Here is a 26,658-nt window from a genome sequence, read left to right as displayed (position 1 = left end):
TGAACTCAAGAGGGTTAGAGAATATGGCTTTCTCTTGTATCGGCGCCGCCCGGAAAAACCTTAGGAGCTTTCCGCAAAGAATTCCGGGGGCGTATCAGACAACTTTACCCTTCAGGGTTGGTATGCCACAGCAGCTCACCGCTACCGCTGTCAGGCTGGTAATCGATGGCAGCAATGGAAGAGGTAATAAACATTGGAGGCTGCAAACCGGGGACCATTTCCGAAGTCAGGTATCCCACCAAAGGAAGGTGTGAAACGACTAATAGATTCTCCGGCCGCTCAATGCTGACCACGGCTTTAATGTAGGACGCGACATCTTCAGCATCACCATATGGGGTGATCTCGTCAACGGTCATGACCCGCTTTGGCGTCGGTAAATGTGAGGCCATTGACTGCCATGTCTGCTGTGCACGCAAATAAGGACTCACCCAGACCATATCCAGATCATTGTCGAACTGGCCTGCCAGTTGGGTCGCCATTTGCTCGGACAGGGCGGCGCCCCGGTCCGTCAGCGGACGTTCTGCATCACTGGCTGCAAAGTGCTGGGCTTCCCCGTGACGCATAATATAAATTCGCATAATTTTTCCAATATCACAGTCTGATACCCGATCACACACCTAATTATTATTACTATTAATGGCTAAGGATCGATCAAACTCAAGGCTTACTTATCCGGCTAATTGGCAACCTATCAGCAACCAAATAGACGTACGTCGGGCTATGCTAGCAAGTAACGCATAGGGAAAACAGCGATCCCGCTCACCCTGTGAACGTTCCGTGGCTAGCATTGAAAATCAGCCAGCTAACCTTTTGTTTATTGGCAAATAAAGATGGGTTAAATTTGCCACCCTTATTAATGAGCGTCATAATTAATCTACTTTCCTTTGAAAAATAGGCTTTTCCTGTGCATACAAGTCCTAATGACCTAAAGCAGTACCGCTACCTCAATCTTGCCAATGGATTGAGAGTATTGCTGGTCCATGATGCTGAAGCCCCACGCTCAGCGGCTGCATTGTCGGTAAAGGTCGGCCACTTTGACGACCCGATAGAGCGTCAGGGTATGGCGCATTTCCTTGAGCACATGTTGTTCCTCGGTACCGAAAAATATCCACGCGTGGGCGAGTTCCAAACGTTCATCAACCAAAGCGGTGGCAGCAACAATGCTTGGACAGGCACCGAAAATACCACCTATTTTTTCGAAGTGAGCCCCCACACCTTCAGCGAAGGACTTGACCGCTTCGGCCAATTTTTTACGGCTCCGTTATTCAATGAGGAAGCCGTCGACAAAGAGCGCAATGCTGTAGATTCAGAGTATAAGCTTAAGCTGAAAGACGATGTACGCCGCCTATATCAGGTTCACAAGGAAACCATCAACCCTGATCACCCGTTTGCCAAATTTTCAGTCGGCGATCTGACTACGCTGGCAGACCGCAACGACAAACCGGTCCGCGACGAGCTCATTGCCTTCTACCAAACCCATTACTGTGCCAGCCTAATGGGCTTGGTATTACTGGGGCCGCAATCACTGGATGAACTGGATGCCTATGCCCAGACCTTCTTCCGTGACGTTCCCAATACCGGCATAGCCAAAGCAGACATTGCCGTGCCCTTGGTATCCGACCACGAGAAAGCCAAGTTCATCACTATTGACCCGATCAAGGAAGTACGGAAACTCACCCTGTCGTTTACCCTGCCTCCGGTCGACCAGTACTACCGTGAGAAGCCGCTATCCTACATCGCCCACCTTCTGGGCAATGAAGGCAGCGGCAGCTTGATGTCATTGTTAAAGTCACGGGGGCTTATCAATACACTCGCGGCTGGCGGTGGTGTCAGTGGCAGTAATTTCCGTGAATTTACCATCGGCCTCAACCTCACGCCGAAAGGGCTCGATAACGTTGACGAGGTTGTTAAAACCGTTTTCCAGTACATTGAATTGATCCGCCAGCAAGGGCTCGATGAATGGCGCTTCGCCGAGAAAAAAACCGTGCTGGATATGGCATTCCGCTATCAGGAAAAAAACCGCCCGCTCGACACCGTCAGCTATTTGGTCATGAACCTGCTGCATTACTCACCAGACGATATTATCTATGGTGACTATATGATGCCGACTTATGACGAGGCGCTGATTGCGTCCTTCCTCGACCAACTTACGCCGCAGAATATGCGTCTGGTACTGGTCGCCCAAGGTCAAGACAACGACAAAGTCGCCCAGTGGTACCACACGCCATACAGCGTCAAGCCGTTCACCGAAGAACAACTGGCCAACTGGCTGACGCCCGGCAGTGAACCGGCGTTACAGCTGCCGGAGCAAAACCCTTACCTGTGTGACAAACCGGATCCGCTTCCACTCGCTGATGGCGCCGCCGAGCCTCCTCAGTTGATTCAGGATCTCCCAGGATTCCGCCTGTGGCACAAGCAAGAACATGAATTCCGAGTGCCGAAAGGCATCGTCTACGTGGCCATTGATAGCCCACATGCGGTCAATTCACCGCGCAATATCGTCAAGACACGGCTGTGTGTCGAAATGCTGCTCGATGCCATCAATGAATCGGCCTACCCGGCGGAAATTGCCGGCATGTCCTACAACCTCTATGCCCACCAGGGCGGGGTGACCCTTCAGCTATCCGGTTTCAGTGAAAAGCAACCACTGCTGCTTAAACTGCTATTGGACCGCTTTGCCAACCGTGACTTCGATCCCGAGCGGTTCAAAAACATCAAAGCCCAGATGCTGCGCAACTGGCGCAATGCGGCGCAGGATAAGCCAATTTCTCAGCTGTTCAATGCCTTAACAGGAGTGTTGCAACCCAATAATCCGCCCTATCCCGTATTGCTCGAAGCCCTTGAAAGTATTGAGGTCGACGAACTACCGGCCTTTGTCGAGGCGATGTTTGCCGAGCTTCACATCGATACCTTTGTCTATGGCAACTGGCTCAAAGAGGACGCGATGGCGTTGGCCGAAACCCTCAAGGATGCCTTCAGGGTTACCGACCAACTCTACGGTGAATCCCAGCGACCATTGGTCAGGCTGGGCAATTCTGGCACCCTCAGCCATGAAGTCAGCTGCGATCACGCCGACTCCGCCTTGCTGATGTATTACCAGTCACGTGAAACCACGCCAAGAAAGATTGCGATCTACACCTTGGCCAATCACCTGATGTCGACGACGTTTTTCCATGAGCTACGTACTCGCCAGCAGCTAGGCTACATGGTGGGCACCGCCAATTTGCCGCTCAACCGCCACCCGGGATTGATCCTGTATATCCAGTCTCCGGTCGCTGCGCCGACCCAGTTGCTTGAAGCCATAGATGAGTTTACCAATGCCTTTGCACTGGTCCTGCTCGAGCTGAATGAAGCCCAGTGGCAAGCCAGCAAGCAAGGGTTAATTGCGCAAATATCAGAGCCGGATACCAATCTGCGTTCCCGCGCCCAGCGTTTCTGGGTCAGCATCGGCAATAAGGATGCCGAGTTCAACCAGCGTCAAAAGGTGATCGAGGCCTTGGCCGACATCAGCCGTGCCGACATGGTGAAGTTTATCGTCGATGTGGTTAAGCCCCGTACTTCAAACCGCATTGTTATGCACAGCCAAGGGCAGGCACACAGTAATTTGGAGTCACTGGATATCGGTAATCCTATTGGTTCAATCGATGAGTTCCAGCAAGGCGCTTACTGATTGCTCAGTATGCTCTAAACAAAAACTCAAAACCCGGCTATGCCGGGTTTTTTCTTACTTTCAGCAGCTTAGCCCCCACTCTTTATACAAATTTTATCTTTTTATAACTTTTCACTGCTAAAAAAACATTCCGCAACGATTTCTCAGAACTATTCATTAGCCGGATCCTGAACCTTTCCACATCATTGGTCGTCCTATATTTACACCTATTGTCCGTATTCGGTCTAGACAAGCTGGGGAATATCAATCTCCCTAGCGATCAGCAACAGATAAGTGAAGGAGTTGCACCACCATGAGCCAGCACTGCCCACATTGCCAGCAGTCAATAATCGTACCTTCGTTATATAAATATGATGACTACTTTACATGTCCTAGCTGTTATAGTGCTCTAGCTCATCATGAAGCAGATATCATGTTGTTCGCTTTATTATTTGTTGTTTTAACAACTACAACGATAGTGCTTTTTATTGGCTTAAACATGTTTATGACAATGTTATCCACCATGCTTGTCTACCATTTCCTGCGTCCCAAGTTTTTCGAGCCCCGCTTCCGGTTGCGGATTGTAAAATTCGTTCCCGTACAAGATCGCTGACAACGAAAAAGCCAGCTGCGAATGCAACTGGCTTTAATGACGGTATTACCCTATTTTATCGGCTAGCGATCGCTTCAGGCAGGGTAATAGCTCTGCCCTGCTTCAGCCATATCAACCAGCGCCTGGCACGGCTTAAAACGCTCGCCATATTTATCCGCGTGGTCTGTCAACAGATCGACGACCTGCTTAATACCAAGCTGATCCATATAGCGGAACGGGCCCCCTAAGAACGGCGGGAAACCAATGCCAAAAATCGCCCCGATATCGCCATCGCGCGCTGAACGAACAACACCTTCATCCAAACAGCGTGCCGCTTCATTAAGCATCATCAGAGTACAGCGCAAGGCAATCGCCTCGGCATCCGCTTTCTTCTCAGGATCAAGCCCCAGCAACTTATAGACGCTCTTATCGACTGCTTTCTTCTTGCTATCATACAAGTAGAAACCTTTACCGGTCTTGCGCCCTTTACGGCCATCACTGAGCAGCTTGTCAAACACATCCGGTCCCTGGAAGCGCTCGCCCAGCTCACCGACCAGTACCGGCATTATTTTCGCGCCGATATCAACACCCACTTCATCAAGCAAGGTGATCGGCCCCACAGGGAAGCCAAAATCAAGCAGCGCTGTGTCTAGGTGCTCAATCGGCTCGCCAGCCAACAGTACCTGTGCGGCTTCATTCATGTACGGCGCCAAGATCCGGTTGACGTAGAAACCGGCTTTGTCACCGACGACTATCGGTGTCTTACCTTGTTTCTTCGCCAGAGCAACCACCGTAGCCACGGTTTGCTCTGATGTTCCGTCATGCGGGATCACTTCAACCAACGGCATTTTTTCTACTGGACTGAAGTAATGGAGACCGACCACGTTTTCAGGACGCTCTGCCGCCTCGGCGATCTGGTGGATAGGAAGCGATGAGGTATTAGTCGCAAAGATTGTCTCGGACTTGGTATTGGCTTCAATTTCCTTGACCATCTGGTGCTTGAGACCAAGATCTTCAAACACCGCCTCAATGATCACATCCATACGATCGAACGCGGTATAATCAATCCCACCTGCAATGCTTAGCATCTGCTTTTGCAGCTCAGCCTTGCTGATGATCCGACGCTTGCGCTTTTTATCCAGTAATTTGTAGTTATACGACAGCGCATTAAGGATACCGTCGTTGTTGATGTCTTTGATCCGAACCGGATAACCCGCTTTAGATGCCGTGACATGGCTGATCCCGCCGCCCATCAGCCCACCACCCAGCACACCGACATGCCCGATCGAACGTGGTTCGGCATCCGAACCTGATTCTTTCTTCATCGCTGTGGTAGCAAAGAAGATGCTGCGTAATGCGGCCGATTCTGATGTCATCACCAGATCACCGAACAGTTTCGCCTCGCGGGCCAAGCCTTTGGTCATGCCATTTTGCAGGCCATATTTGATGACATCCAAAATCGCGTCAGCAGCCGGGTAATTACCACGGGTTTTCTCATAGGTTTTCTTTGTCGCTTGATCAAAGACCAGCGAACGCCCCAAAGCGTTACCGCCCATTGCGCGGTCTTGCAGTGATAGGTGGCGCTTGGGCTTGGGTTTCAAGGCTTGCTTCTCGGCAATATCCAGCAAAATACTTTGCGGAACCGCCTCATCCACCACTCCCAGCTTCTTGGCTTTTTTGGCACGAAGTTGCTTGCCGGTCAGAATCATATCCAGCGCCCCCGCAACGCCAATCAAGCGAGGTAATCGCTGGGTACCGCCAGAGCCCGGAAGCAAGCCTAACTGGACTTCAGGCAAACCAAGTCGGGTCTTGTCATCATCCGAGCAAACACGGCTATGACAGGCCAGCGCAAGTTCTAACCCACCGCCCAAACAAGGGCCGTGAATTGCCGCCACGGTATGGAAAGGTAAGCTCTCAAGTTCGGCAAACAACTTTTGCCCCTGCTCGGCTAACGATGCAGCCTCTTCGGCAGTGGTGCAGGCCGCCAGCATGCGGATATCCGCCCCGGCAACAAAGTTATCGGGTTTGCCCGAATAGACCACCATCCCCTTAAGATCATTTTTGCCTTTGAGCTCTTCGAGTACCTTACTGACCTGCTCGCCAAACTGCGCTTGCAGAGTGTTCATTTTCTCATTGGGCACATCAATTTTGAGCCAAGCAATACCATTATCGGCATAAGACAAAGTGAATGCAGATTGTTGTTCAGTCATTATTCGGCCTCCAAAATCATTGCGGCACCAAGGCCACCAGCAGCACAGGCAGTATTCAAAGCTAAACCACCACCACGGCGCTGAAGCTCTCTCAAGGTCTGGGTGATCATCCGCGCCCCCGTTGCGGCAAACGGGTGACCGTAGGCAATTGAGCCACCGAGGACATTGAATTTATCCATATCGATTTCACCGATAGCTTCGCTACGGCCCAACTTCTCTTTGGCAAACTGCGTCGAGCCGAACATCTTGACGTTGGCCAACGCTTGGGCAGCAAAGGCTTCATGCATATCGATCAGGGTAAGATCACGCAAGGTCACCCCAGCGCGTTCCAATGCCATCGGCGTGGCATAAGATGGCCCCATCAGCATGTCTTGCTCAACACCAATCGCCGAAAATGCATAAGAGCGGATATAGCCAAGCGGCTTCAGGCCAAGCTCTTTCGCCCTGCCCTCTCGCATCAGCAATAACGCGGCGGCACCGTCGGTCAACGGCGTTGCATTAGCGGCAGTGACCGAACCGAATTTGCGATCAAAAGCCGGACGTAATTTGGCATACGACTCAAGGCTGGAGTCTTCGCGGATATTGTTGTCCTTATTGATCCACTGACGATAAGGTTCAGGGAAAGCAGTGATCACCTCGTCTTGGATCAAACCGTCGCGCCAAGCTTGTGCAGCAAGGGTATGTGAGCGATGCGCAAGGGCATCTTGCTCTTGGCGGGTAATGCCATGGCTCTTTGCCATCTGCTCGGCGGTTTGCCCCATGCTCAAGCCCGTTGAGTATTCGGCTACCGCAGGCGGTACTGGCATCAAGTCTTTAACGCTGAGCTTGCTGAGTAGTTTTAAACGCTTGCTCATGGTTTTGGCTTTGCTCAGCGCCAATAATGTTGCAGCCAAATGCTTAGACACACCGATAGGCAGTACCGACGATGAATCAGCGCCGCCAGCGATACCAATATCGATGGTGCCCGACAAGATACTTTCAGTCACATTAGCTGCAGCTTGGAAGCTGGTTGCACAGGCTCGGGTCACACTGTAGGCATCGGTACCGATGTCCATGCCAGTTCCCAGCACAATCTCACGGGCAATGTTCGGGGCTGCAGGCATCTGGATCACTTGGCCAAATACCACCTGCTCAATCAGCTTGGGATCAATATCCACCTGCTGGAGCATTTCACTAACAACCATTTTACCCATGTCCAATGCCGATACCCCGTCAAACGCGGTCGACTGGCGGGCAAAGGGGGTACGTAATCCACTTACAACGGCGATGCGCTCACCCTGTGAGGTTGTGAGCTTTTGGAGACGTGTCATCGCTACTCCTTATTAATATGTCGGGTACGGGGAATCTAGCCCCAGAATCTACTTTAGAGGTCTGACCACAACAATTGTAATGCAGTTGTTACCAGAATCAAACAAATGTTTAAAAAGTGAGATCTCTATGGCAACTGATGCAGTATAGGTATTCTGCTATACGGAAAATGCGAGAATATGAAAAAATTTGACGATAAGTGAAAAACTTAGCTATCAATTAAGACATAAAGGAAGTCGGTGGGATTCATTTTGCTAAGATAAAAAAAAACCATACCGAAACGGTATGGTTGTAATTCACACGGAAAGCAATCCATGTAAGATATAAGTCAATTAACATAAAGCCAATTGCAAATCAGGCAAGCCTGATAGGAGAAAGTAAAGTCAGCCTTCAAAAGGAAGTTGTCATCTTGCTCAACAGATATTGAACCCTGTTATCGTACAAAATCCACTGTACGAGTCACAACGCTCAGTATCAGATGACGTGACTACTATAACTTTCTCACCAAGACACAATTTGAACCAGATCAATTTTAATGCGGATTATTGGATGAATCAGCGGAACATTGACGTTTTTCTCGCAAAATTAGCGGCAAGGTTCGGCATGAAACGGACACATTTATGATTAAGTCATTTTTTCGTAAGAAAAAGCCCGATGCCTCGGTCTCTGTGGATATGAATAAGCAAAGACGATACGAAGCCCTTGTAAGGGCCTGGCATCGGGATCTCTACCGCTACGCTTACTGGCTGTGCCATGACCCCCATATTGCGGAGGACTTGGTTCAAGAAACCTGTTTGCGAGCATGGCGCTCCCTCGATAGCCTCCAAGATGATAAAGCCGCCAAATCATGGTTGATTACAATCCTGCGCCGGGAGAATGCCCGACGCTTTGAGCGCAAGCAGCTCGATTTGGTTGATATCGATGACTATGCCATTGCTGATACCCAGCAAAATGGCAGTGAAAGTGATTTGGAGCAACAAATGCTACGCAAGCAGATAATGAAACTGGCTCCGGAATACAGGGAGCCGTTAGTATTGCAGGTGATGGCGGGCTTTAGTGGGGATGAGATTGCCGATATCCTTGACCTGAACCGCAATACCGTGATGACGCGCTTGTTCCGCGCCAGAAACCAACTCAAAGAGCAACTCGAAAAACACACCGAACGGAGGGGGCAGCAAAATGGATGATCTAGAATTCCGACGCCGACTCTTGGCGGACCCATTTGATAACAGCCAAGATTTGGCTGAGGCACGTAACGAATCTATCGCCAACCGGAAACTATCTGACGAACTACAACTACTCGACACCAAACTGGAACAGGCGATGAAAGTCGATGTACCGGACGATCTCGCTGATCGTATCTTGTTCCACCAATCTGGCCAGCCTAGTTCGAAAAGCTTCAAGCCACGAACACTCGTCGCTTTGGCCGCTTCTGTAGCGTTTGTATTTGGCCTGTTTATCGGTCAGTACAATCAAGCCATCGGTACCAGTAATCCTCAGCTGGAAATAGCCCAGATAGCGATGGAGCATGTTCGTGCAGAAGCCCCATTCATTGACGGTATCGATGAGTCAGTCACCCTGAGCCAGGTTAATGCCAAGTTAACACCATTTGGTTCAACCTTTAACGACATCCCTGGCCATGTTTACTACGTAAATCATTGTGGGTTTGGTGATAAAAATGCACTGCATATGGTGATGGAGACTTCCCACGGTAAAGTGACTGTTTTTGTTGTTCCCGAGAAATCTCCCGACATGACACCGTTTAACGACCAATCAATGCAAGGCGTGGTGGTTCCAGTGCGAAATGCCAGCCTGATTGTCGTGGGGGAGAAAGGGCAAGACGTTTCCCCCGTCGCCAAAAACCTTCGCGATGAGCTAAACTGGGAAATTTAACACTTACTTACAATTTACATTTCAAAGCCGCAAAAGCATAACCTCACACAATGCTTTTGCGGCTTTTTATTAGATATAAGCATACCCATTGGAAAGTGTTAGCTTCGTTGCATATTTTAACTTTTTTGCTCCCTCCTCTTACCAGTTTTACCTTACACTCGTTAGCTGATTGTTAACCCCGCACTAACAATCAATAGGTTGCTAACTGGTCTGATTTGATCAAATCCCAACCAACCATACAATCTTGCGCAATCTGCACAAAGAAGCAGATAAAAAAATGCTATATAATTAGGAATAACTATAAATATGAACAAGAAGCGTCTGTTTACTAAGTCACTGGTTGCGGTTGCAATCACGATGGCTTCACAACAAGCAATGGCGGCTGGTTTCCAGCTAAACGCACAATCTGCAACGGGTCTTGGCCGTGCATTTGCCGGTGATGCTGTTATCGCCGATAACGCATCTGCAATGTCTCGTAATGCTGCTGCCATGTCACTATTTGATGCGCCTGCTATTTCTTTGGGTATCAATGCCGTTGATACGGATATCGAAGTTAAAAACGCAACATACTCGTCAGCTTTTAACCCAGCAGGTCCACAAGATTTAAACAACCAATCAATTGGTGATGTTTCATACGTCCCTAACATCTACTACATCCACCCAATCAACGATCAGTGGACTCTCGGTGCGGGTATCTACTCAAACTTCGGTACCAAAACTGAGTTCAGCGATGACTTTGCAGCCAACGAATACGGTGGCCTGACCGATGTTAAGAGTGTCAACTTTGCCTTAAGTGCTTCATACCGTATCAATGAGCAGTGGAGCGTTGGTGGTGGCCTGGATATCATCTACGGCTCAGGTGAACTAAAACGCTCTAACAAAACTCTTGAAACAGTAATTGGTAGCCAGACTGGCATTGAAGGCCCTTTGCTTGATGTTGATGCTGATGGTGTTGGCTTCGGCTTTAACCTTGGTACGGTTTATGAGTTGAATGAGAACAACCGCTTCGGCCTTTCTTACCGCTACAGTCCTGAGTTAGAAGTAGACGGTGATATGCACTTCCAGACTGGCGGTGGCGATATCAGCAACCAGAAGCTGAACATTCCTCTACCGGATATGGCTGAGTTCTCTGGCTACCACCGTTTGAACCAGCAATTTGCGGTTCACTATAGTGTGCAGTGGATCGGTTGGAGTGCGTTTGACAAGCTAGAAACTTCTGGCGGCCAAGTACTTAACGAATACGAGTGGCAAGATGGCTGGCACTACGCGATCGGTGGTACTTACTACCTGAACAATGACTGGACCCTACGTGCCGGTTACATGCACGACACCAGCGCACAGGACAAGAGAACATCTATCTCTGTTCCCGACTCAGATCGTAACTGGTTCTCAGGCGGTTTCACTTACCACCTAGACAGCAAATCTAACATCGACTTTGGTGTAACTTACCTAGTCGGTGAAGACGTTGATGTTGTTGAAAACAGCACAGGTGCTACTCAGATCACGGCAACAACCCGCGCCAATGCATGGCTATACGGTGTTCAGTACAGCCGTTCGTTCTAATTCAGCGAACATAAGCGCTACAGCATAATAAATAAAGGGAGCCTGATGGCTCCTTTTTTGTGTCTTCTATAAGTCCCTGCTCTGCTTCTTCATTCGCCAAACTCTTCATCTATTTCTCATCAGTATTTCTTAATTGAGCGCACACCCCGTCGCTGAAATAGGCTTTTTAAGATACATCTGTACGCTGAAAAGTCATCCGACCAGAATATATTGAACAAGCATTACCAGATCTAATTCTGGTTTACTGCGAAATGACGATACTTTCATCCTATTGAATGATTGAGCTCAAGAATAACTTAAAGCTTTTACTCTAAGGCGTATGATTCGCTCCATTGAATTTCAGCGAACATATTAGACTGATGAACAAAAATAAAATTACTCTTTCGCTAGCAGCAGCGTTAACACTAGGCATTAGCACCAACACCATGGCAGCGGGCTTCCAACTTGCCGAATATTCTGCAACCGGCCTTGGCCGCGCGTTTGCCGGTGAAGCCGCGATGGCTGACAACGCCAGCGCCCAGTTCCGCAACCCAGCAATGATGACCTACCTTGAAGGTACTCAGATCTCAACGGGTGCGATCTATGTTGATCCAAACATTGATGTTAAAGGTGATCTAACTAGTTCTGCAGCACCAGACATGACTATTCCTACTCAAGCGAATGACATTGCCCACTCTGCAGTGATCCCCAACTTCTATATTTCACACCGAGTGAATGAACAATGGGCGGTTGGCCTTGCCCTTGCGACCAACTACGGTATGGAAACGGAACTCGGTGGCGATTTCCTCGGCACGATCTTTGGTAACCAAGCCAACATCATGTCGGTAGAAATCAACCCGAATGTTGCCTACAAGATTAACGATCAATTCAGCATTGGTGCGGGTGTTCGCTATGTGATGGGCGAAGGTCACTTCGGTGCCGCTCTACCTATGGGCGGACCTGATCTTAAATATATGGAAGGTGACGATACCGCTTGGGGTTGGCAGCTAGGTGGTGCTTGGCAAATAAACGAAGCCAACCGCATTGGCTTTAACTACCGTTCTGCGGTTGACCTGAAGCTGAAAGGTGAAGCATCAGGTATTGGTTATGATCTTGTTGCAGCAGCACAAGGCCAAACCCCAGCGAAAAGTTATGCCGGCAGTATGGCGCTAACCCTACCAGCTACGGCAGAGATTGCCAGCTACCACCAGCTGACCGATAAACTTGCGATGCACGCCAGCTTCAACTGGACCGACTGGAGCAGCTTCGACAAACTTGAAGCAAACATCCCATCAATTGGTTTGAATCCTGATCTGATCAAAGAAGAAAACTGGGAAGACAACTACCGTATTGCACTAGGTGCGACATACCAGTACACCAACAAGCTGGCAGTGCGTACAGGTGTGGCTTACGACACCTCTGCTGTCAATGACAAGCACCGTACTCAGACCATTCCTGAAACCGACCGTCTATGGCTGAGTCTAGGTGCGGGTTACCAGTGGTCTAACGCCCTGAGCTTTGATGCTGGCTTTACTTACATCTTTGCCAAAGATGCATCTATGGCTGAATCCGAAGAGATCATGGGTGAGTCATTCACATTCAAAGGCGAAACCACCGGTAACGTCTGGCTGGTAGGTGTTCAGGCTAACTACCGCTTCTAATATTGGCTATTGGCTATTGGCTATTGGCTATTGGCTATTGGCTATTGGCTATTGGCTAAATTATCAAAGAGTGCCCATGTGGCACTCTTTTTTGTTATCCCCTCATCTAGGAACTAGGATCGCCCCACCTCCTGCTCTACCCCGCCCTTTTATACATGAATCACATTCATGTATCACAAAAATCATTTCATTCGACGCCAGTAAAAACGCGGCCTAAAATCCTATCTTCTTTCAGATACTCTTATTTTCATCGATTATTCTCATGCTATTAACAACTCTCTACATCATCGGGATCACTGCTGAAGCCATGACTGGAGCATTGGCTGCTGGTAAACGTCACATGGACTGGTTTGGTGTCATGCTCGTTGCTAGTGCTACGGCTATCGGTGGCGGTACGGTGCGTGATGTATTACTGGGCCATTACCCGCTGGGCTGGGTGGCTAACCCGCAATACCTGGCGATCACTTGTCTTGCCGGACTACTCACGACAATGGTTGCGCCGCAGGTGGTTCGCTTCCATAAAGTGTTTGTCTTGCTTGATTCGCTAGGCTTGATTGTCTTTAGCATTATTGGTTGTCGTGTGGCGATGGACATGGGCTTGTCGCCATTGATCTGCCTCGTTGCTGCTGTCGTCACCGGCGTATTTGGTGGCCTGCTGAGAGATATGATCACCCGCCGCCCACCACTGGTACTGCAAAAAGAGTTTTACGCCTCAGTGGCCTTCATCGCAGGTGGCATGTACTACGGTTTGCTTTACTTGGGTGTGGAAGAGACGATTGTCACTATCAGTACGTTAGTGGTGGGTTTCAGTATTCGAGTTGCCGCAGTACAGTTTGGTTGGAGCTTACCCGTCTTTCGATTGGAAGAGCTCGAACCCGTCGCAGAGAAACTGGAAGCGCCAAAAAGTTAGTTAGTTCAAACTAACAACGAACGGAACGAACGGAACACAAAAAAGCGAGGACATGTCCTCGCTTTTTTGCATCTGGATATACCCAAGCTAGCGACGAATTAAATCTTTGGTGTTTCCGTTAGCACATCAGCATTCTGGCCACGGTGACGCAACAGGTGATCCATCAGGGTGATAGCCAGCATCGCCTCGGCAATCGGCACTGCACGGATCCCCACACATGGATCATGGCGACCTTTGGTGATCACCTCAGCCGTTTCACCCTGGCTTGTAATCGTCTCACCCGGAACCGTAATACTTGAGGTTGGCTTCAATGCAATGTGAGCCACAATGTCTTGACCTGAAGAAATTCCCCCGAGAATACCGCCAGCATGGTTAGACTTAAAGCCTTCAGGCGTCATGGCATCACGGTGCTCGCTGCCACGCTGCTCGACAACATCAAAGCCATCACCAATTTCTACGCCTTTTACTGCGTTGATGCTCATCAGTGAGTGGGCAATATCAGCATCAAGACGGTCAAAGACCGGCTCGCCAAGGCCAACAGGCACGTTGTTCGCAACGACTGTCAGCTTAGCACCGATGGAGTCACCGTCTTTCTTCAACTTGCGGATCAGCTCATCGAACGCATCGACTTTATCCGCGTCCGGGCAGAAAAAGGCATTCTGCTCCACCTGCTCCCAATCGACTTTGTCAATTTTGACATCACCCATTTGCGATAAGTAAGCACGCACTTCAATACCATGAACCTGCTTGAGGTATTTCTTGGCAACGGCACCGGCAGCAACACGCATTGCAGTTTCACGAGCTGACGAGCGGCCACCGCCACGGTAATCACGGATCCCGTATTTCTGGTGGTAGGTGTAATCGGCATGGCCCGGGCGGAACAAGTCTTTAATGTTCGAGTAGTCCTTTGAGCGCTGATCGGTGTTTTCAATCAGTAGGCCGATAGACGTACCTGTCGTCTGGCCTTCAAATACGCCAGAGAGAATTTTGACTTCATCAGGCTCACGGCGCTGAGTGGTATATTTAGAGGTACCCGGACGACGACGGTCCAAGTCATGCTGCATATCCGCTTCAGTCAGCTCCAGCCCCGGAGGACAGCCGTCAATAATGCAGCCCAGTGCCAGACCATGACTCTCACCAAAGGTGGTGACGCGAAATTGTTGTCCAATAGTATTGCCTGCCATTACTTCCTCTGTGTATTCGTACCGCTTTTCGCCTCGCAGGGCGTGGCGTTTTCGTCAATGAGTACAATATTGCAAATTCGTTGACGGGATTGCAAGCGCGAATATGACAGAAATGATCCCTTCGCTGAAACACAAAAAAAGCGGACACCCTGTGTCCGCTTTTTTGATACCAATTCAGACTCGTAAAGTCTTACTCACCCTTTGGCGATTTCCACTTCTGGATTTTGCTTGAACCGCCATTACTGTTGCGAGAGCCTGAGCTGTTACGAGAGCCTGAGGCTTCGTCATCACGCTGGTTGCGGCGGTGGCCTGGCTGTACGCCACGTCCCGGACGTGGGCTTCTGCGCTCATCCTGACGGCCCTGACCTTGTCCCTGATCACGGCTCTGACCTTGACCGCGACCCTGACCACCACGGCGATCATCACGGCGGTCACCACGATCACTGCGCTCACCACTATGGCGACGGCGATTCGGCTCACCCTTACCTTGGTAAGTCTTGTACTTGATCTTGCCTTCACCATCTTGCTTATCTTGCTGGCGGCTATCAAACAGCTTAGCGTCTGTTGCTTTCTTGATGTTCTTGCCTTCGCCATCCACTTTGGACGCTTCTTCCGTTTTGCTTGAGTCGGCAATCAGGCTGTTGATCTCACCAATTTCCGCCTCTGTCAGATATCGCCACTTACCGTTTGGCAGGCCATCAATACTGATGTTCATGATGCGCACACGACGCAGCTTGAATACATCGTAACCCAATGCTTCACACATACGACGGATCTGACGGTTCAGACCCTGAGTCAGCACAATACGGAATGAGTAGTTAGTTTCCTTTGTCACCTTACACGGCAAGGTCACTGTGTCGAGAATTTCGACCCCAGAAGCCATTTTTTCAATGAACTCTTGGGTAATTAGCTTATCGACACGTACGACATATTCTTTCTCATGCGAGTTACCGGCACGTAGAATTTTGTTCACGATATCGCCGTCATTAGTCAGGAAGATCAAACCATCAGAAGGCTTGTCCAAACGACCAATTGGGAAAATACGCTTACGGTGACCGATGAAGTCAACAATGTTATCCGGGATATGGCGCTCAGTGGTACAGGTGATACCTGCCGGTTTGTTCAACGCGATATAAATCGGTGCTTCCTTCGCGCGCAGCGGCTTGTCATCAACCAGTACATCATCGCCAGGCATGACTTTAACGCCCATCTCTGGCTCTTGACCGTTAACAGTCACCCTTCCTTGATCTATAAGCTTGTCCGCCTCCCGGCGTGAGCAATAGCCTGTATCACTGATAAATTTGTTAAGTCGCACTGCTTGGCTCTGTTCACCGTTTGCAGCACCCTTGTTAGGCTGATTTTGAGACATAGTTTTCTTCTATACTGTGCGTTTCACAACGCGATCAAGGTTGCGCCAAATACTATTTGGCCATCATTACCTTAATTCTACCAATACCGATGAAAAGAGGGAAAGAAAACCTGTGAGAGGATGCTGTAGGACTCGAGATCAAAAATATTAAGGCGAAATAAAGAAAATGCCACCCGGTGGTGGCATTTCCCATCAATTTACACGCTATGCTGCTCGTAAAGTGCAATGCGACTCGTCACCTTTTTAAGGTAGTTTTTCGTCTCATCATAAGGCAAGTCTTGCAACAACCTCTGGTATACCTCGTCGGGGCTAAGTGCGTTGATCACTTTGGCCGCTTTACGAATATTGCGTGAGCCGTCGGCATTGAATGCTTTGGCTACATTCCCAGCCCCAGTATTGTATGCAGCAATAGTGCAATACAAACGGCTCTGCGGATCAGTAATGGATTTCAGATAACTTTTATCCAAAATATTCAGGTATGCAGTACCTGTCTCAACGTTCACATCAGCGATATAGAGTTCATCAGGCTGCATTGGTGCATTGATTTTACGCACTCGGGCATTGACATCATGCCCCGCGGTTGTCGGTACAATTTGCATCAAGCCATAGGCCGGGACCGGCGATTTAGCCTTCGGGTTAAAGCTCGATTCCGAGTGCATAATAGCCATGACCAATGCCGCAGAGATCTCAAAGCGCTCGCTTTCTTTTTCTGCGAAATCAACATATTTCGCCGCCCGCTTCCCTAAACCATTAGCGGGTAGCTGGATACGGTATTCAACCACTTTTTTCTTGGTCAGTACCGATGCCTTAGCTCTCGCCTCGTCATAGGTTTTTTCCAGACCAACCAAACGTTCCCGTGTTTGGGCTATTAGCTGCTCTTTTTTCTTGACCGTGATGCTTTCAACCAGATCGGCGCTGATCGCTTTGCTCTTGTTGAGCAAAGCTTCCGACTCTTTATCAATCTCTTGAAGTTGCGCCCGTGACTGCTCAACAATTACCTTTTTGGCGGCGACTTCAACATCCTTGGCAAAGCTAACCGACGCTTCAACCACCTCACCGACTGGTCGCTCTTTCGCAGCACCAACCGCTTCTGTGAACAAGGTTTCTCCCTGAGAAAGCGCCTTTTCAGCCGCTTGCTCCAACTGCTGTTTTACCTGCTCTGGGCTAGTATCACTGTCAACCAACAGAGCAACCTTTGCTTCATTTTTTTCAAAATCGATAATGGTTCGAGCTTCTTTGTCTTCGCTGTATTCAACGTTGACATGGCTTTTCGACACAATACCGTCACCCCACTTGGCGATAACCTGGGCACGGTATTCATCAAACTCTTTGAGGTACTCACTACGCCATACTTGGTACTCGGCCAAGTAGTCGACCACAAATGCCTCAAATTCCGCATCTCTGTCAGATTGCGGCTTATTTGCTTCGGCAACAGCAGCATCCAGTTCAGCAAATGGATCGCTGCTAGCATGGCCAAGCGGGACAGATAGCAACAACGTGCAATAGCACGCTAGTCGGGTTAACTTCATTTCAGTTCCTTTTGTTATCCTAATAAAGCCATAAAAAAAGGCTACCTAGGTAGCCTTTTAGCCGTATTAGCGATGCTTACTGAATCATTGAATCCAGTGCTTGCTGCAGGCTTTCTTCCGCTTTCTTGTTGTTGAACTTATTCCACAAGCCAGATTCTTTATTGCTTGCCGCTTCAACAACCTGGGCAACATTGCTGTCGTACGTCGCCTGATCCATACCGACTAACGTAAACAAGCCACCAGCAGGGCTGCGCTGAGTAACAATCACGCGGCTATTCGATAGTGAGCGTGATGTCATGGTTTTAGTCACCGACTCAAACTGCTCGTTCACATCTTCAGTCACGGCTTCACCTGTCGATTGTACTGTTGCAGACATGGCTTGCTTGAACATGGTATTCACATTTGATTCGAACTGCTCAGCTAGACCACGACGCGCATCATTCACCGCGATAGTACGCATCACGCTCATGCCTGCAGCGCTTTTCTTGGCATAACCAACACTGCCGATAGCCACGCTATCCGGCATCACATCACACACCCACTTTGGCGCTTCATGCTGAACAGAGTCAGGGTAATAGCAGGTCAGATCCTGAACATTGTTGCTGCCAGTAGACTGACAGCCCGCCAAGCCAATAACCAAGGCGCTAGATAGAAGTAACTTTTTCATTTGCTATTAACCTTAACTTTGAACTGATTCGTAAATTACCCAACATGCTTGCTGAAGTACCTCAGGCATATCATTACAGCCGCTGTCATAGCGCGCTTCAACTAAATCACCTCGCTGAATTTTCAGGGCATTTTTCTCATCAATACCCACCCAAGAATAACGCGGCTTCAAACCCTGGCGGTTTCCTTCCTCAGCGACTTTACCTTCACCTAATGGATAAAATTCAATTTCTGTCTTGCCGTCAGGTGCAGTGACTTGCTCAACCGAAGAAATTTCAACCACCTGTTCTGGACGAATCCCCAAGGTCGTTCCCATGTTAACGCGCACCATGGTGCCGTACTCATCACACTGGCGCAGCTCTTCAATCACACCACTTGGTGCTAGCTGATTTTTCAGATCGTCATTACGGTTCACGGCGTTCTTTGCCGCTTCTTGCATAATGCGCTTATATTGCCCCTTTGAAATGGGACAATCAGAATCTGGGCGATCTTGCTCGAAAGAACTGACTTCCGATGATTTCAGCTCAATACGCTTTACCACTTCCATGCTTGGCAGTTCAACGACCTTCACAAGACCTTCTACTTTACCCGTGAAGGTACACTCGGCTGGGTAGTACTTGGTCTCACCATCATCGTTAGTCTTGTACTCTTCATCATCGAATGAATACTTCAAGCTTGTTGAGGTGATTTCAGCCAATACTGCGTAATCCGCAATTGCTACGCCTGATGTGTTGAAGCGGCCACTTTCTTCTGCCAACTGAATTTCTTGCTTTAGTTTGCCGGCCAGTGAACGGTCAACCAATTTAGCACCAGACTCATCGACCTGGCTCTCTAAGCGATGCTGGAATGCCGTAGCCATAACAGACCGGTAATCAACACCCGCCGCAACGTCAACCGGTAATACGATGGCTTTTTTGCCCTGAGAGGTTTTTACCTTGACGTCACTTTGCGGAATATTAACCGCTGTGCTCGAGTGGCACACACCTTCCGGTGCGGACGTGCTCATACAACCGGTTAGAACGGTAGTGATACTCGCGGCTAATAGTAGTTTTTTAGACATGAACCTAATTATCCATTTATTGTAGTATTAGAGTTAAATTGCACCTAAGAAGTGCCATATTCCTTGGTCACTTATTTGGGCAGAAAAGTGGCGGGATGCACTCTCTTTTGAGCGGGTAAAGCTCGTAATTGAGTTCCCGGTTGCAATCACTTCGCGACTTGCGATGGTTTTACCATTTTTATTTTTTAACGCGATATTCGCGATAACCGTCGTTATATAAGCATCACCGACCTTGCTCTGGCGCCAGTCTGTCGTCAGTAAAATTTGGTGGCTTGCACCATTGCTCTTTATCGAGTTATTCGCTACCGCAACCTTTTTCTCAGACAAATGGTTTTTAATAAAATCACTCATCCATACGTCACTCTTTTTCGCTTTAACACTGAATAGCAAATGACTCTTTGTTTTATTTACCTGACGCTCCAGCTTAATAACACTATCCATTGCGTGGCCATTGTCAGTGCCATTAGTCGCTGCTAACAACATCGCTTTACGAGTCAACATATTTTGTTTTATATCTTGCGTATCACGATTTCCCAACCACCAAATAAGTGGATCGGTATGCTTTAGGCTAAGCAGCTCTGTTTTCGCATTTTCATCAATATTTACCAACTCTTGATTAAGCTGGTGAATGATATTCGCGCGAGAGATATTCGCTTCCACATAATAAACGCCATCACTGTTTTCAGTACGGCTATATTGAATTCCAGCCAAAACAATCGGTGCTGTTTTAACATTTACGTTAGTATCACTTTGGGTAAGATAATCTTCACTGCCATTCACATCACGTACAACCTGACGTAATGAACCGGATGATTCGACCTGAGTCCAAAGCTTTTGGTTAATATTATCCATCGCCAAATTTTTGGCGCTTCGAAGTGTTCCACCATGACCAACAGCATAATATGACATGTTGGTATCCGGTGTTTGACTCAGCACCCACTCGGGTGTTTGAGTTGATTGACAACCAGCGAGTAGCAAACCACCCACTAATGCCAACAAAGTTTTCATCTTCATTTTTTTAATGCTCATCAGTTAAAAAATGCAGTAAATTCAAACCGTGTGAGCATGGATTCAACCATCAGTTCGGCAGGAAGCTCAGAGATCGCATAGAAGTTTGGCGAAGCGGTACGCAGCACAGCAAGTTCATCGAACGCTAGGTCTGCTCCACTGTTTAACTTGTGGTTAATCGCCTGAAGTTGACGTGAGGTGTTAGCATCCATCAAGCCATAATCCACAACACCAAGCCCTAAGTTATAAAACATTGCATTTCGGCCAAGTGAATAGGATTCGGCGTAATAATCAAGATTACCATTGTCAGTAAAATAGTTTTCAAGCTCATTGTTCAGCGCTGATATTGGCGTATCAAGCAATGATAATTCGGTAAACGGTACAGCCATAGTAAAATGGTCTTTAAGCGCTGTGACACTATAGCCAGCAACCCTTTTCTGCTTGATTGCGATGGTCAATAAATACTTGTCTTCACCATAATAGTAATAAGTCACATCAGGGCTTAATTTTGAATTTTTTGACGCTTGGGCAACACCTATTAATTCATCAATATAGTTTTCAGTTTGACCCACTTTGATTTTTGAAAGTTGGTCATATTCGATCTCATTTGTCCAATTAGTAATAATGGACTCATAAATCATTTCAACAGCATCTTTAGTGTCATTCCATTGCCCTAATGAGAGTACAATGGCGACAACAGCCAAAGCAATACTATGCATTTTTATCCAAAAATTAGATTTGTAATTTGAAACAGATTCTTCGTTTTGCATGATTTTTTATTTTACTGATGAATAAAGGTTCACTGCTGACAATTTTCAGCAGAATTAAATTCAACAAAACATACTATTAATCAAGCCAATACCATTCAATACATAAAGCGATTAACCGCTCGCAAAACACACAAATAAACCTTAGGCGATCACTAATCGATCAAGTTAATAAAATTAATATTAAAAAAATAATCAAGATTAAGTAATATTAACCTCAATAGTTCATTGACCCCATTATAATAAAACATCCTTTTTTATTTATTATTATCCCTTTAGGGGATTACAAATGATTAAAAACGGCCACTTTATATTCCCTACAAGCAAAAAAAATACATCACTAACGTTAAGCTCAACGACACACATACGAATATCTATTCATAAAAAGTACAACAAACAAAAAAGCCGCCCAATATTGGGCGGCTCTCAGTAAGGATAATGTTGATTACGGCATCAGCTGTTATTTCGCTTCTGTTGCCGGAACATCTCCGTATCCTGCTTGCTCTGCGTGATCATGCTGAAGCGCCTTGTCCAGTTGCTCAGCCACATAGCCCGGCGACTTGGTATTGGCTGCCATCAAGCGATACATCGCCGGAATGACAATCAGGGTAACAAAGGTCGCAAATGCCATACCGAAGAACACCACAACACCTACCGCTATACGTCCTTCCGAGCCAGCACCAGTAGACAGAATCAATGGTACCGAACCAAACAGAGTGGTAAATGCCGTCATCAGAATTGGGCGCAAGCGACGCTCAGAGGCATCGATGATCGCCTTCTCGAACGGTACGCCTTTATCGCGCAGCTGATTGGCAAACTCGACAATCAAAATACCGTTCTTGGTCACCATACCTATCAGCATGATCATACCGATCTGGCTAAAGATATTGAGGCTCTGATCCATGATCAGCAACCCGGCTAAGCCCCCGAAGATCCCCATAGGTACGGTTAGCATGACCACCATCGGGTTAATGAAGCTCTCAAACTGGGCTGCCAGCACCAAGTAAGCAACCAACAATGCCAAACCAAATACCATCAGGATACTGCTCTGGTTCTCGCGGAAATCTTTCGACTCACCGGCGTAATCAATCACGATATCACTCGGTAGCATCGATAACGCTTGCTCATCCAAGAAATCCAACGCCTGGCCCAAGGTGTAGCCCGGTACCAAGTTAGCTTTCAAAGTGATCGATTTCTGCTTCTGGTTGTGGCTCAGACGCTGTGCCGATGCCACCTCTTCCACTTCCGCCAATGATTCCAGCGTGATCAGCTGACCGGTACGAGTACGCACGTAGATCTGGCTCAAGTCCGAGGCATTATTGAAGCTATTTTCATCACCGCGCAAATACACATCGTATTCTTCACCACGGTCAATAAACGTGGTTTCACTGCGGCCACCCAGCATGATTTCCAAGGTTTCGGCAATATCATTAACCGGAATACCCAGTTCCGCTGCACGCTCGCGGTTAACCGAGACAACCAGCTCTGGCGTCGTTTCAGCGTAATCGAGATCCGCACCTTCCATCATCGGGTTGTCATCAGCAAGATCTTTTAGCTTACTGGCCCATTGGAACAGCTCAGTATAATCCGCCCCGTTAAGCACAAACTGGATCGGTTCAGACGAGCCACCGCGGAAACCTGGCATAAACGGCCAAACACGTACATCCGGGATCCCCTGTAGCGATTTACGCACGGTATCCAGGGCATCAGCCGCCGAGACATCACGATCTTCCCAGTTCTCAAGCTGCATGATCACAAAACCAGTCTGATCCCCAGCACGACCGCCAAAGGCAGGGGTCTGGATAGAGACAGATTTAATGACGCCCTGGCCGACCATCGGCAGCAAGCGGGCTTCCACCTCTTCGATATTACCGACCATACGGTTGTAGCTGGTCCCTTCAGCCCCTTTCACAAAGGCAAAGATAACACCCCGGTCTTCCTGCGGCGCCAATTGAGAAGGGACGGTTTTCATCAGCACAACACTCAGGCCAACGAATGCCAATACAATGAACGGCGCGCCGTAGCGATAACGTACCGAAGCGGTAACGACCTTACGGTAGCCTGCTTCCAACCGGCCAAACATACGATCAACCCAAAGGTTGAATTTGCTCGGTTTCACATTGGCTTTAAGTAGCTTACTACCCAGTACCGGACTCAGGGTCAATGCAACAATCGACGAGAAAATGACCGCCATAGCCAGCAAGACCGCGAACTCGGTAAACAAAGGCCCAACCATACCGTCCATAAAGGAGATAGGCAGGAATACCATGACCAGTACCACCGTGGTTGCAACAACCGCAAAACCGACCTCGCGAGTCCCTTTATAGGCAGCCAACAATGGCGGCTCACCGCGTTCAATGTGGTGATAGATGTTTTCCACCACCACGATGGCGTCATCCACCACCAGACCGATAGCCAAGATCAATGCCATCAAGGTCAGCAGGTTGATTGAGAAACCCAGGAAGTACGCCACCATAAAGGCAGAGATCAGCGATACCGGAACCGTGACCGCCGGGATCAGGGTTGCACGTGCCTGACCGATAAAGATGTAAAGCACCAACACCACCAGCAAGCCGGTAACAAACAGGGTGCTATACACTTCCTGAATCGAGCGGTCGATAAAGATCGTCGAGTCATAGTCAACATACAGCTCAGTGCCTTCAGGCAAGAAGCGCTGCATTCGCTCAACTTCTTCGTATACCGCTTTAGATACATTGAGTGGGTTGGCATCGGTCATGGTCACCATGCCCAAGCTCAGGTTTGAGATCCCGTTGTTTTTAAAAGTGGCATTTTCGTTCTGTGCACCAATACCGACTTGGGCGACATCTTTGAGGTAAATCGGCGAGCCATCTTCGGCAGTGCGCACAACGAGATAATCGAAGTCTGATGCATCTTGGTACAAGCGCGCGGTACGCACCGACATCGTGGTGGTGTCGTTACGCACTTCACCGCCGGGCAACTCAACGTTTTCCAACTTCAGAGCACTAACGATGTCACTGGTGGTCACGCCACGGCCAGCCATTTGATCAGGCATCAACTTGACGTACATGACACGATACAAGGCACCGCTGAGGTTGACGGAGCTAACCCCGTTGATCAGGCTGAATCGGTCCATCAGAACACGCTCGGCATAATCGGTCAGCTGCGTACGATCCATCACACTCGAGGTAAGATTGATATACACCGCAGGCTCACCCGAGCCGTTATCTTTCGATACCACAGGGTCATCGGCTTCATCTGGCAGACGGCGCTGGGCACGCGATACCGCATCCCGCACATCACTGACCCCTTCGGTGAGGTTCCAGCCTAGTTCAAATTCAATCGTGATCCGCGACGAACCATTACGGGTGGTCGAGGTAATACTCTCGATACCACTGATCCCCGAAAGCTGATCTTCGAGCACCGTGGTGATCCGGCTTTCCATAATCGTGGCTGACGCCCCCGAGTAACTGGTTGACACCGTTACCACTGGGTTTTCAACATCCGGCATTTCTCGTACCGATAGCTTGGTAAAGGACACCAAGCCAAATACCACCAACAGCAAGCTGAGAACGATAGCGACAACCGGACGCTTTACCGATACATCAGATAACCACATTAAGCATCATCTCCAGTTGGACTTTGTTGAACCGGCGCGCCATTGGCTTTCTGTGCCATGATGGCATTCACCTGCACACCGTCACGCATATTGACCAGTCCCTGAACCACAATGCGATCACCAATACCGATCCCTGACTCGATAACCACTTCATTTTCTACCCGAACCCCAAGCTGTACTTCAGTACGGTGGGCTTTACCGGCTTCATCAACCAAGTAAACAAAACGCTTGGTGCCGGAGTACTCCAAGGCCTGTACTGGGATCACCGCAGCATCTTGCGGGGCAAAACCAATATTGGCTGCCATCAGCATCCCCGGCTTGAGCAAGCCGTCCTGATTATCGAACACCACGCGCACGCGGATATTCAGAGAGTCAGCCTGTACGCGGGAATCAATCGCTTTTATTTCACCGCTAAATGTCTTACCCAACCACGCCTGACTGGTCGCTTCGACGATCATCCCTTCACGCAGGAAAGACAGGTATTGTTCTGGTACCTGGATATCCAAGCGCATAAGCGATAAATCATCTAACGAAAACAACTCGCTGCCGACCGTCAGCATGTGGCCTTCGCTGAAATCAACCAAGCCAACAGTGCCGCTAAATGGCGCACGGATAGCATGGTCATCCAAATCCGCTTTTGCCGCTTGTAATCGGGCATCGGCGATACTGACGCTGGCAAGCTGGGCATCCAGTTCGGTTTGGGTGATAGCACCACGGCTCACCAGCTTCTGGTATTCGTTGTACTTTCTCTTTTCATCATTTAAGTACGCTTGGGCTTCGGCGTAAGCCGCTTTCGGCTTGGCATCATCAAGTTGCACCAGTAGATCGCCTTTCTCGGCCTTGCTATTTACTCCAATCACAATGTGTTCGATACGGGCTGCAACCTGGGTGGCAACATTCACCGAACGTTGCGCTTCAAGCTTGCCGACCAATGACAGAGATTGTGCAACAGGGTGGGCACTCACTTCACCAAGCGTCACAGGGATCTCTCGTGCCGAGCGCGCCGCAGGCTGCTCTGCTGCCATAGATTGGCTCTGAAAGTAAAAATATCCGCTACCTGTTAACGCGGCAGTCACCAATGCCGCAACAAGGACCTTTTTCATTATGGAATCCATTATTTTTAAACTGCAGGCATGATATCTGAACGTAGGCTTTAGGGGGGTAAAGAAGTGTAAAGAAAAGCAATGTCACATTTACCTATGCGTTTACTTTGTTGCGAAAAACATCGATAACGCCATCACAATCAACAATATGATGAAAATAGCAGCAAGCAGACAAAAATAGTGAGGAAAAGGGTTTACAGTTCATCTCGGTTTGCTAATATGCGCTCCGCACTTGTGGAGGGGTTCCCGAGTGGCCAAAGGGAGCAGACTGTAAATCTGCCGGCTCCGCCTTCGATGGTTCGAATCCATCTCCCTCCACCATTATTCTTGAAAGGTGTTCCTGACTTGTGTAAGGTACGTCTTTCCAAATTGGACTGTTTGGCTAGTTCAATTAAAGCAACACCCCGTGGAGGGGTTCCCGAGTGGCCAAAGGGATCAGACTGTAAATCTGACGGCTCTGCCTTCGATGGTTCGAATCCATCTCCCTCCACCATCATTTCGAAAATTGTTTTACTCGTAAGAGTGGCCAACAGTTTTCTGGCTTAGTAATAAAGCCAACAATTAGCAACACCCCGTGGAGGGGTTCCCGAGTGGCCAAAGGGATCAGAC

Annotated in this window: 18 protein-coding genes and 2 tRNA genes; 8 read left to right on the top strand and 12 right to left on the bottom strand. The window is 48.6% G+C overall.

The genetic code is table 11. The features are described 5' to 3' along the window. Positions 1–104: 104 nt before the first annotated feature. On the bottom strand, positions 105–578 hold the full coding sequence (gene sixA / locus L4D79_RS18680) for a phosphohistidine phosphatase SixA (protein WP_428653098.1): 474 nt from the start codon (positions 576–578) through the stop codon (positions 105–107). A 326-nt stretch (positions 579–904) separates the two neighbouring features. Between sixA and L4D79_RS18675 the strand changes: the two genes are divergently transcribed. Then, positions 905–3,670 carry an insulinase family protein gene (locus L4D79_RS18675; protein ID WP_428653097.1) on the top strand — a complete coding sequence of 922 codons (2,766 nt, stop codon included), beginning with the start codon at positions 905–907 and terminating at the stop codon, positions 3,668–3,670. A gap of 666 nt (positions 3,671–4,336) precedes the next feature. Here L4D79_RS18675 and fadJ read toward each other — a convergent pair. Both fadJ and fadI read right to left on the bottom strand, forming a co-directional pair. Beyond that, positions 4,337–6,451, bottom strand: coding sequence for a fatty acid oxidation complex subunit alpha FadJ (gene fadJ / locus L4D79_RS18670; RefSeq protein WP_428653096.1), 2,115 nt, complete (start codon positions 6,449–6,451; stop codon positions 4,337–4,339). Beyond that, the gene (gene fadI / locus L4D79_RS18665; RefSeq protein WP_428653095.1) at positions 6,451–7,761 is read right to left on the bottom strand and encodes an acetyl-CoA C-acyltransferase FadI; all 1,311 of its coding nucleotides are present in this window, start codon (positions 7,759–7,761) and stop codon (positions 6,451–6,453) included. Before fadI ends, fadJ begins: the two co-directional genes overlap by 1 nt. A gap of 618 nt (positions 7,762–8,379) precedes the next feature. Between fadI and L4D79_RS18660 the strand changes: the two genes are divergently transcribed. The 5 genes from L4D79_RS18660 to L4D79_RS18640 all read left to right on the top strand — a co-directional run bounded on the left by L4D79_RS18660 (position 8,380) and on the right by L4D79_RS18640 (position 13,765). Further along, positions 8,380–8,946 carry a sigma-70 family RNA polymerase sigma factor gene (locus L4D79_RS18660; RefSeq protein WP_428653094.1) on the top strand — a complete coding sequence of 189 codons (567 nt, stop codon included), beginning with the start codon at positions 8,380–8,382 and terminating at the stop codon, positions 8,944–8,946. Next, complete coding sequence (locus L4D79_RS18655; RefSeq protein ID WP_428653093.1) at positions 8,939–9,652, top strand: DUF3379 domain-containing protein; 714 nt, start codon at positions 8,939–8,941, stop codon at positions 9,650–9,652. The genes L4D79_RS18660 and L4D79_RS18655 overlap by 8 nt, the downstream gene beginning before the upstream one ends. 306 nt (positions 9,653–9,958) lie before the next feature. After that, the gene (locus L4D79_RS18650) at positions 9,959–11,215 is read left to right on the top strand and encodes an outer membrane protein transport protein (RefSeq protein ID WP_428653092.1); all 1,257 of its coding nucleotides are present in this window, start codon (positions 9,959–9,961) and stop codon (positions 11,213–11,215) included. A 359-nt stretch (positions 11,216–11,574) separates the two neighbouring features. Next, positions 11,575–12,855: an outer membrane protein transport protein gene (locus L4D79_RS18645; RefSeq protein ID WP_428653091.1), complete on the top strand. Its 1,281-nt coding sequence runs from the start codon at positions 11,575–11,577 to the stop codon at positions 12,853–12,855. Positions 12,856–13,117: 262 nt separating this feature from the next. Continuing rightward, entirely contained in the window at positions 13,118–13,765 is a 648-nt protein-coding gene (locus L4D79_RS18640; protein WP_428653090.1) for a trimeric intracellular cation channel family protein, read from the top strand. A gap of 98 nt (positions 13,766–13,863) precedes the next feature. On the opposite strand, the gene aroC is transcribed toward L4D79_RS18640, so the two are convergent. From aroC to L4D79_RS18595, 9 genes are all read right to left on the bottom strand, one after another. Continuing rightward, positions 13,864–14,949, bottom strand: a complete 1,086-nt coding sequence (gene aroC / locus L4D79_RS18635; protein WP_428653089.1) for a chorismate synthase — start codon at positions 14,947–14,949, stop codon at positions 13,864–13,866. 190 nt (positions 14,950–15,139) lie between these two features. Next, the gene (gene rluF, locus L4D79_RS18630; RefSeq protein ID WP_428653088.1) at positions 15,140–16,318 is read right to left on the bottom strand and encodes a 23S rRNA pseudouridine(2604) synthase RluF; all 1,179 of its coding nucleotides are present in this window, start codon (positions 16,316–16,318) and stop codon (positions 15,140–15,142) included. 197 nt (positions 16,319–16,515) lie between these two features. After that, complete coding sequence (locus tag L4D79_RS18625; protein ID WP_428653087.1) at positions 16,516–17,847, bottom strand: transglycosylase SLT domain-containing protein; 1,332 nt, start codon at positions 17,845–17,847, stop codon at positions 16,516–16,518. A gap of 76 nt (positions 17,848–17,923) precedes the next feature. Next, positions 17,924–18,514: a hypothetical protein gene (locus L4D79_RS18620; protein ID WP_428653086.1), complete on the bottom strand. Its 591-nt coding sequence runs from the start codon at positions 18,512–18,514 to the stop codon at positions 17,924–17,926. 12 nt (positions 18,515–18,526) lie between these two features. Then, positions 18,527–19,573, bottom strand: a complete 1,047-nt coding sequence (locus tag L4D79_RS18615; protein ID WP_428653085.1) for a hypothetical protein — start codon at positions 19,571–19,573, stop codon at positions 18,527–18,529. A 33-nt stretch (positions 19,574–19,606) separates the two neighbouring features. Further along, positions 19,607–20,587 (bottom strand): hypothetical protein, encoded by a 981-nt coding sequence (locus tag L4D79_RS18610; protein WP_428653084.1) that lies wholly within the window; start codon positions 20,585–20,587, stop codon positions 19,607–19,609. 14 nt (positions 20,588–20,601) lie between these two features. Beyond that, the gene (locus L4D79_RS18605; RefSeq protein ID WP_428653083.1) at positions 20,602–21,351 is read right to left on the bottom strand and encodes an ETEC_3214 domain-containing protein; all 750 of its coding nucleotides are present in this window, start codon (positions 21,349–21,351) and stop codon (positions 20,602–20,604) included. Between the two features lie 457 nt (positions 21,352–21,808). Next, positions 21,809–24,946 (bottom strand): multidrug efflux RND transporter permease subunit, encoded by a 3,138-nt coding sequence (locus L4D79_RS18600; RefSeq protein ID WP_428653082.1) that lies wholly within the window; start codon positions 24,944–24,946, stop codon positions 21,809–21,811. Then, the gene (locus tag L4D79_RS18595; protein WP_428653081.1) at positions 24,946–26,049 is read right to left on the bottom strand and encodes an efflux RND transporter periplasmic adaptor subunit; all 1,104 of its coding nucleotides are present in this window, start codon (positions 26,047–26,049) and stop codon (positions 24,946–24,948) included. Before L4D79_RS18595 ends, L4D79_RS18600 begins: the two co-directional genes overlap by 1 nt. A 236-nt stretch (positions 26,050–26,285) precedes the next feature. Between L4D79_RS18595 and L4D79_RS18590 the strand changes: the two genes are divergently transcribed. Both L4D79_RS18590 and L4D79_RS18585 read left to right on the top strand, forming a co-directional pair. Beyond that, positions 26,286–26,370 (top strand) — tRNA-Tyr (locus L4D79_RS18590). A gap of 87 nt (positions 26,371–26,457) precedes the next feature. Further along, positions 26,458–26,542, top strand: a tRNA-Tyr gene (locus L4D79_RS18585). The last annotated feature ends 116 nt before the right edge of the window (positions 26,543–26,658 follow it).

It is taken from the genome of Photobacterium satsumensis (assembly GCF_050336935.1).
Lineage (GTDB): Bacteria > Pseudomonadota > Gammaproteobacteria > Enterobacterales > Vibrionaceae > Photobacterium > Photobacterium satsumensis.
The sequence above is the reverse complement of the archived record's forward strand: the minus strand, read 5'-3'. Positions and strand labels throughout refer to the sequence as shown.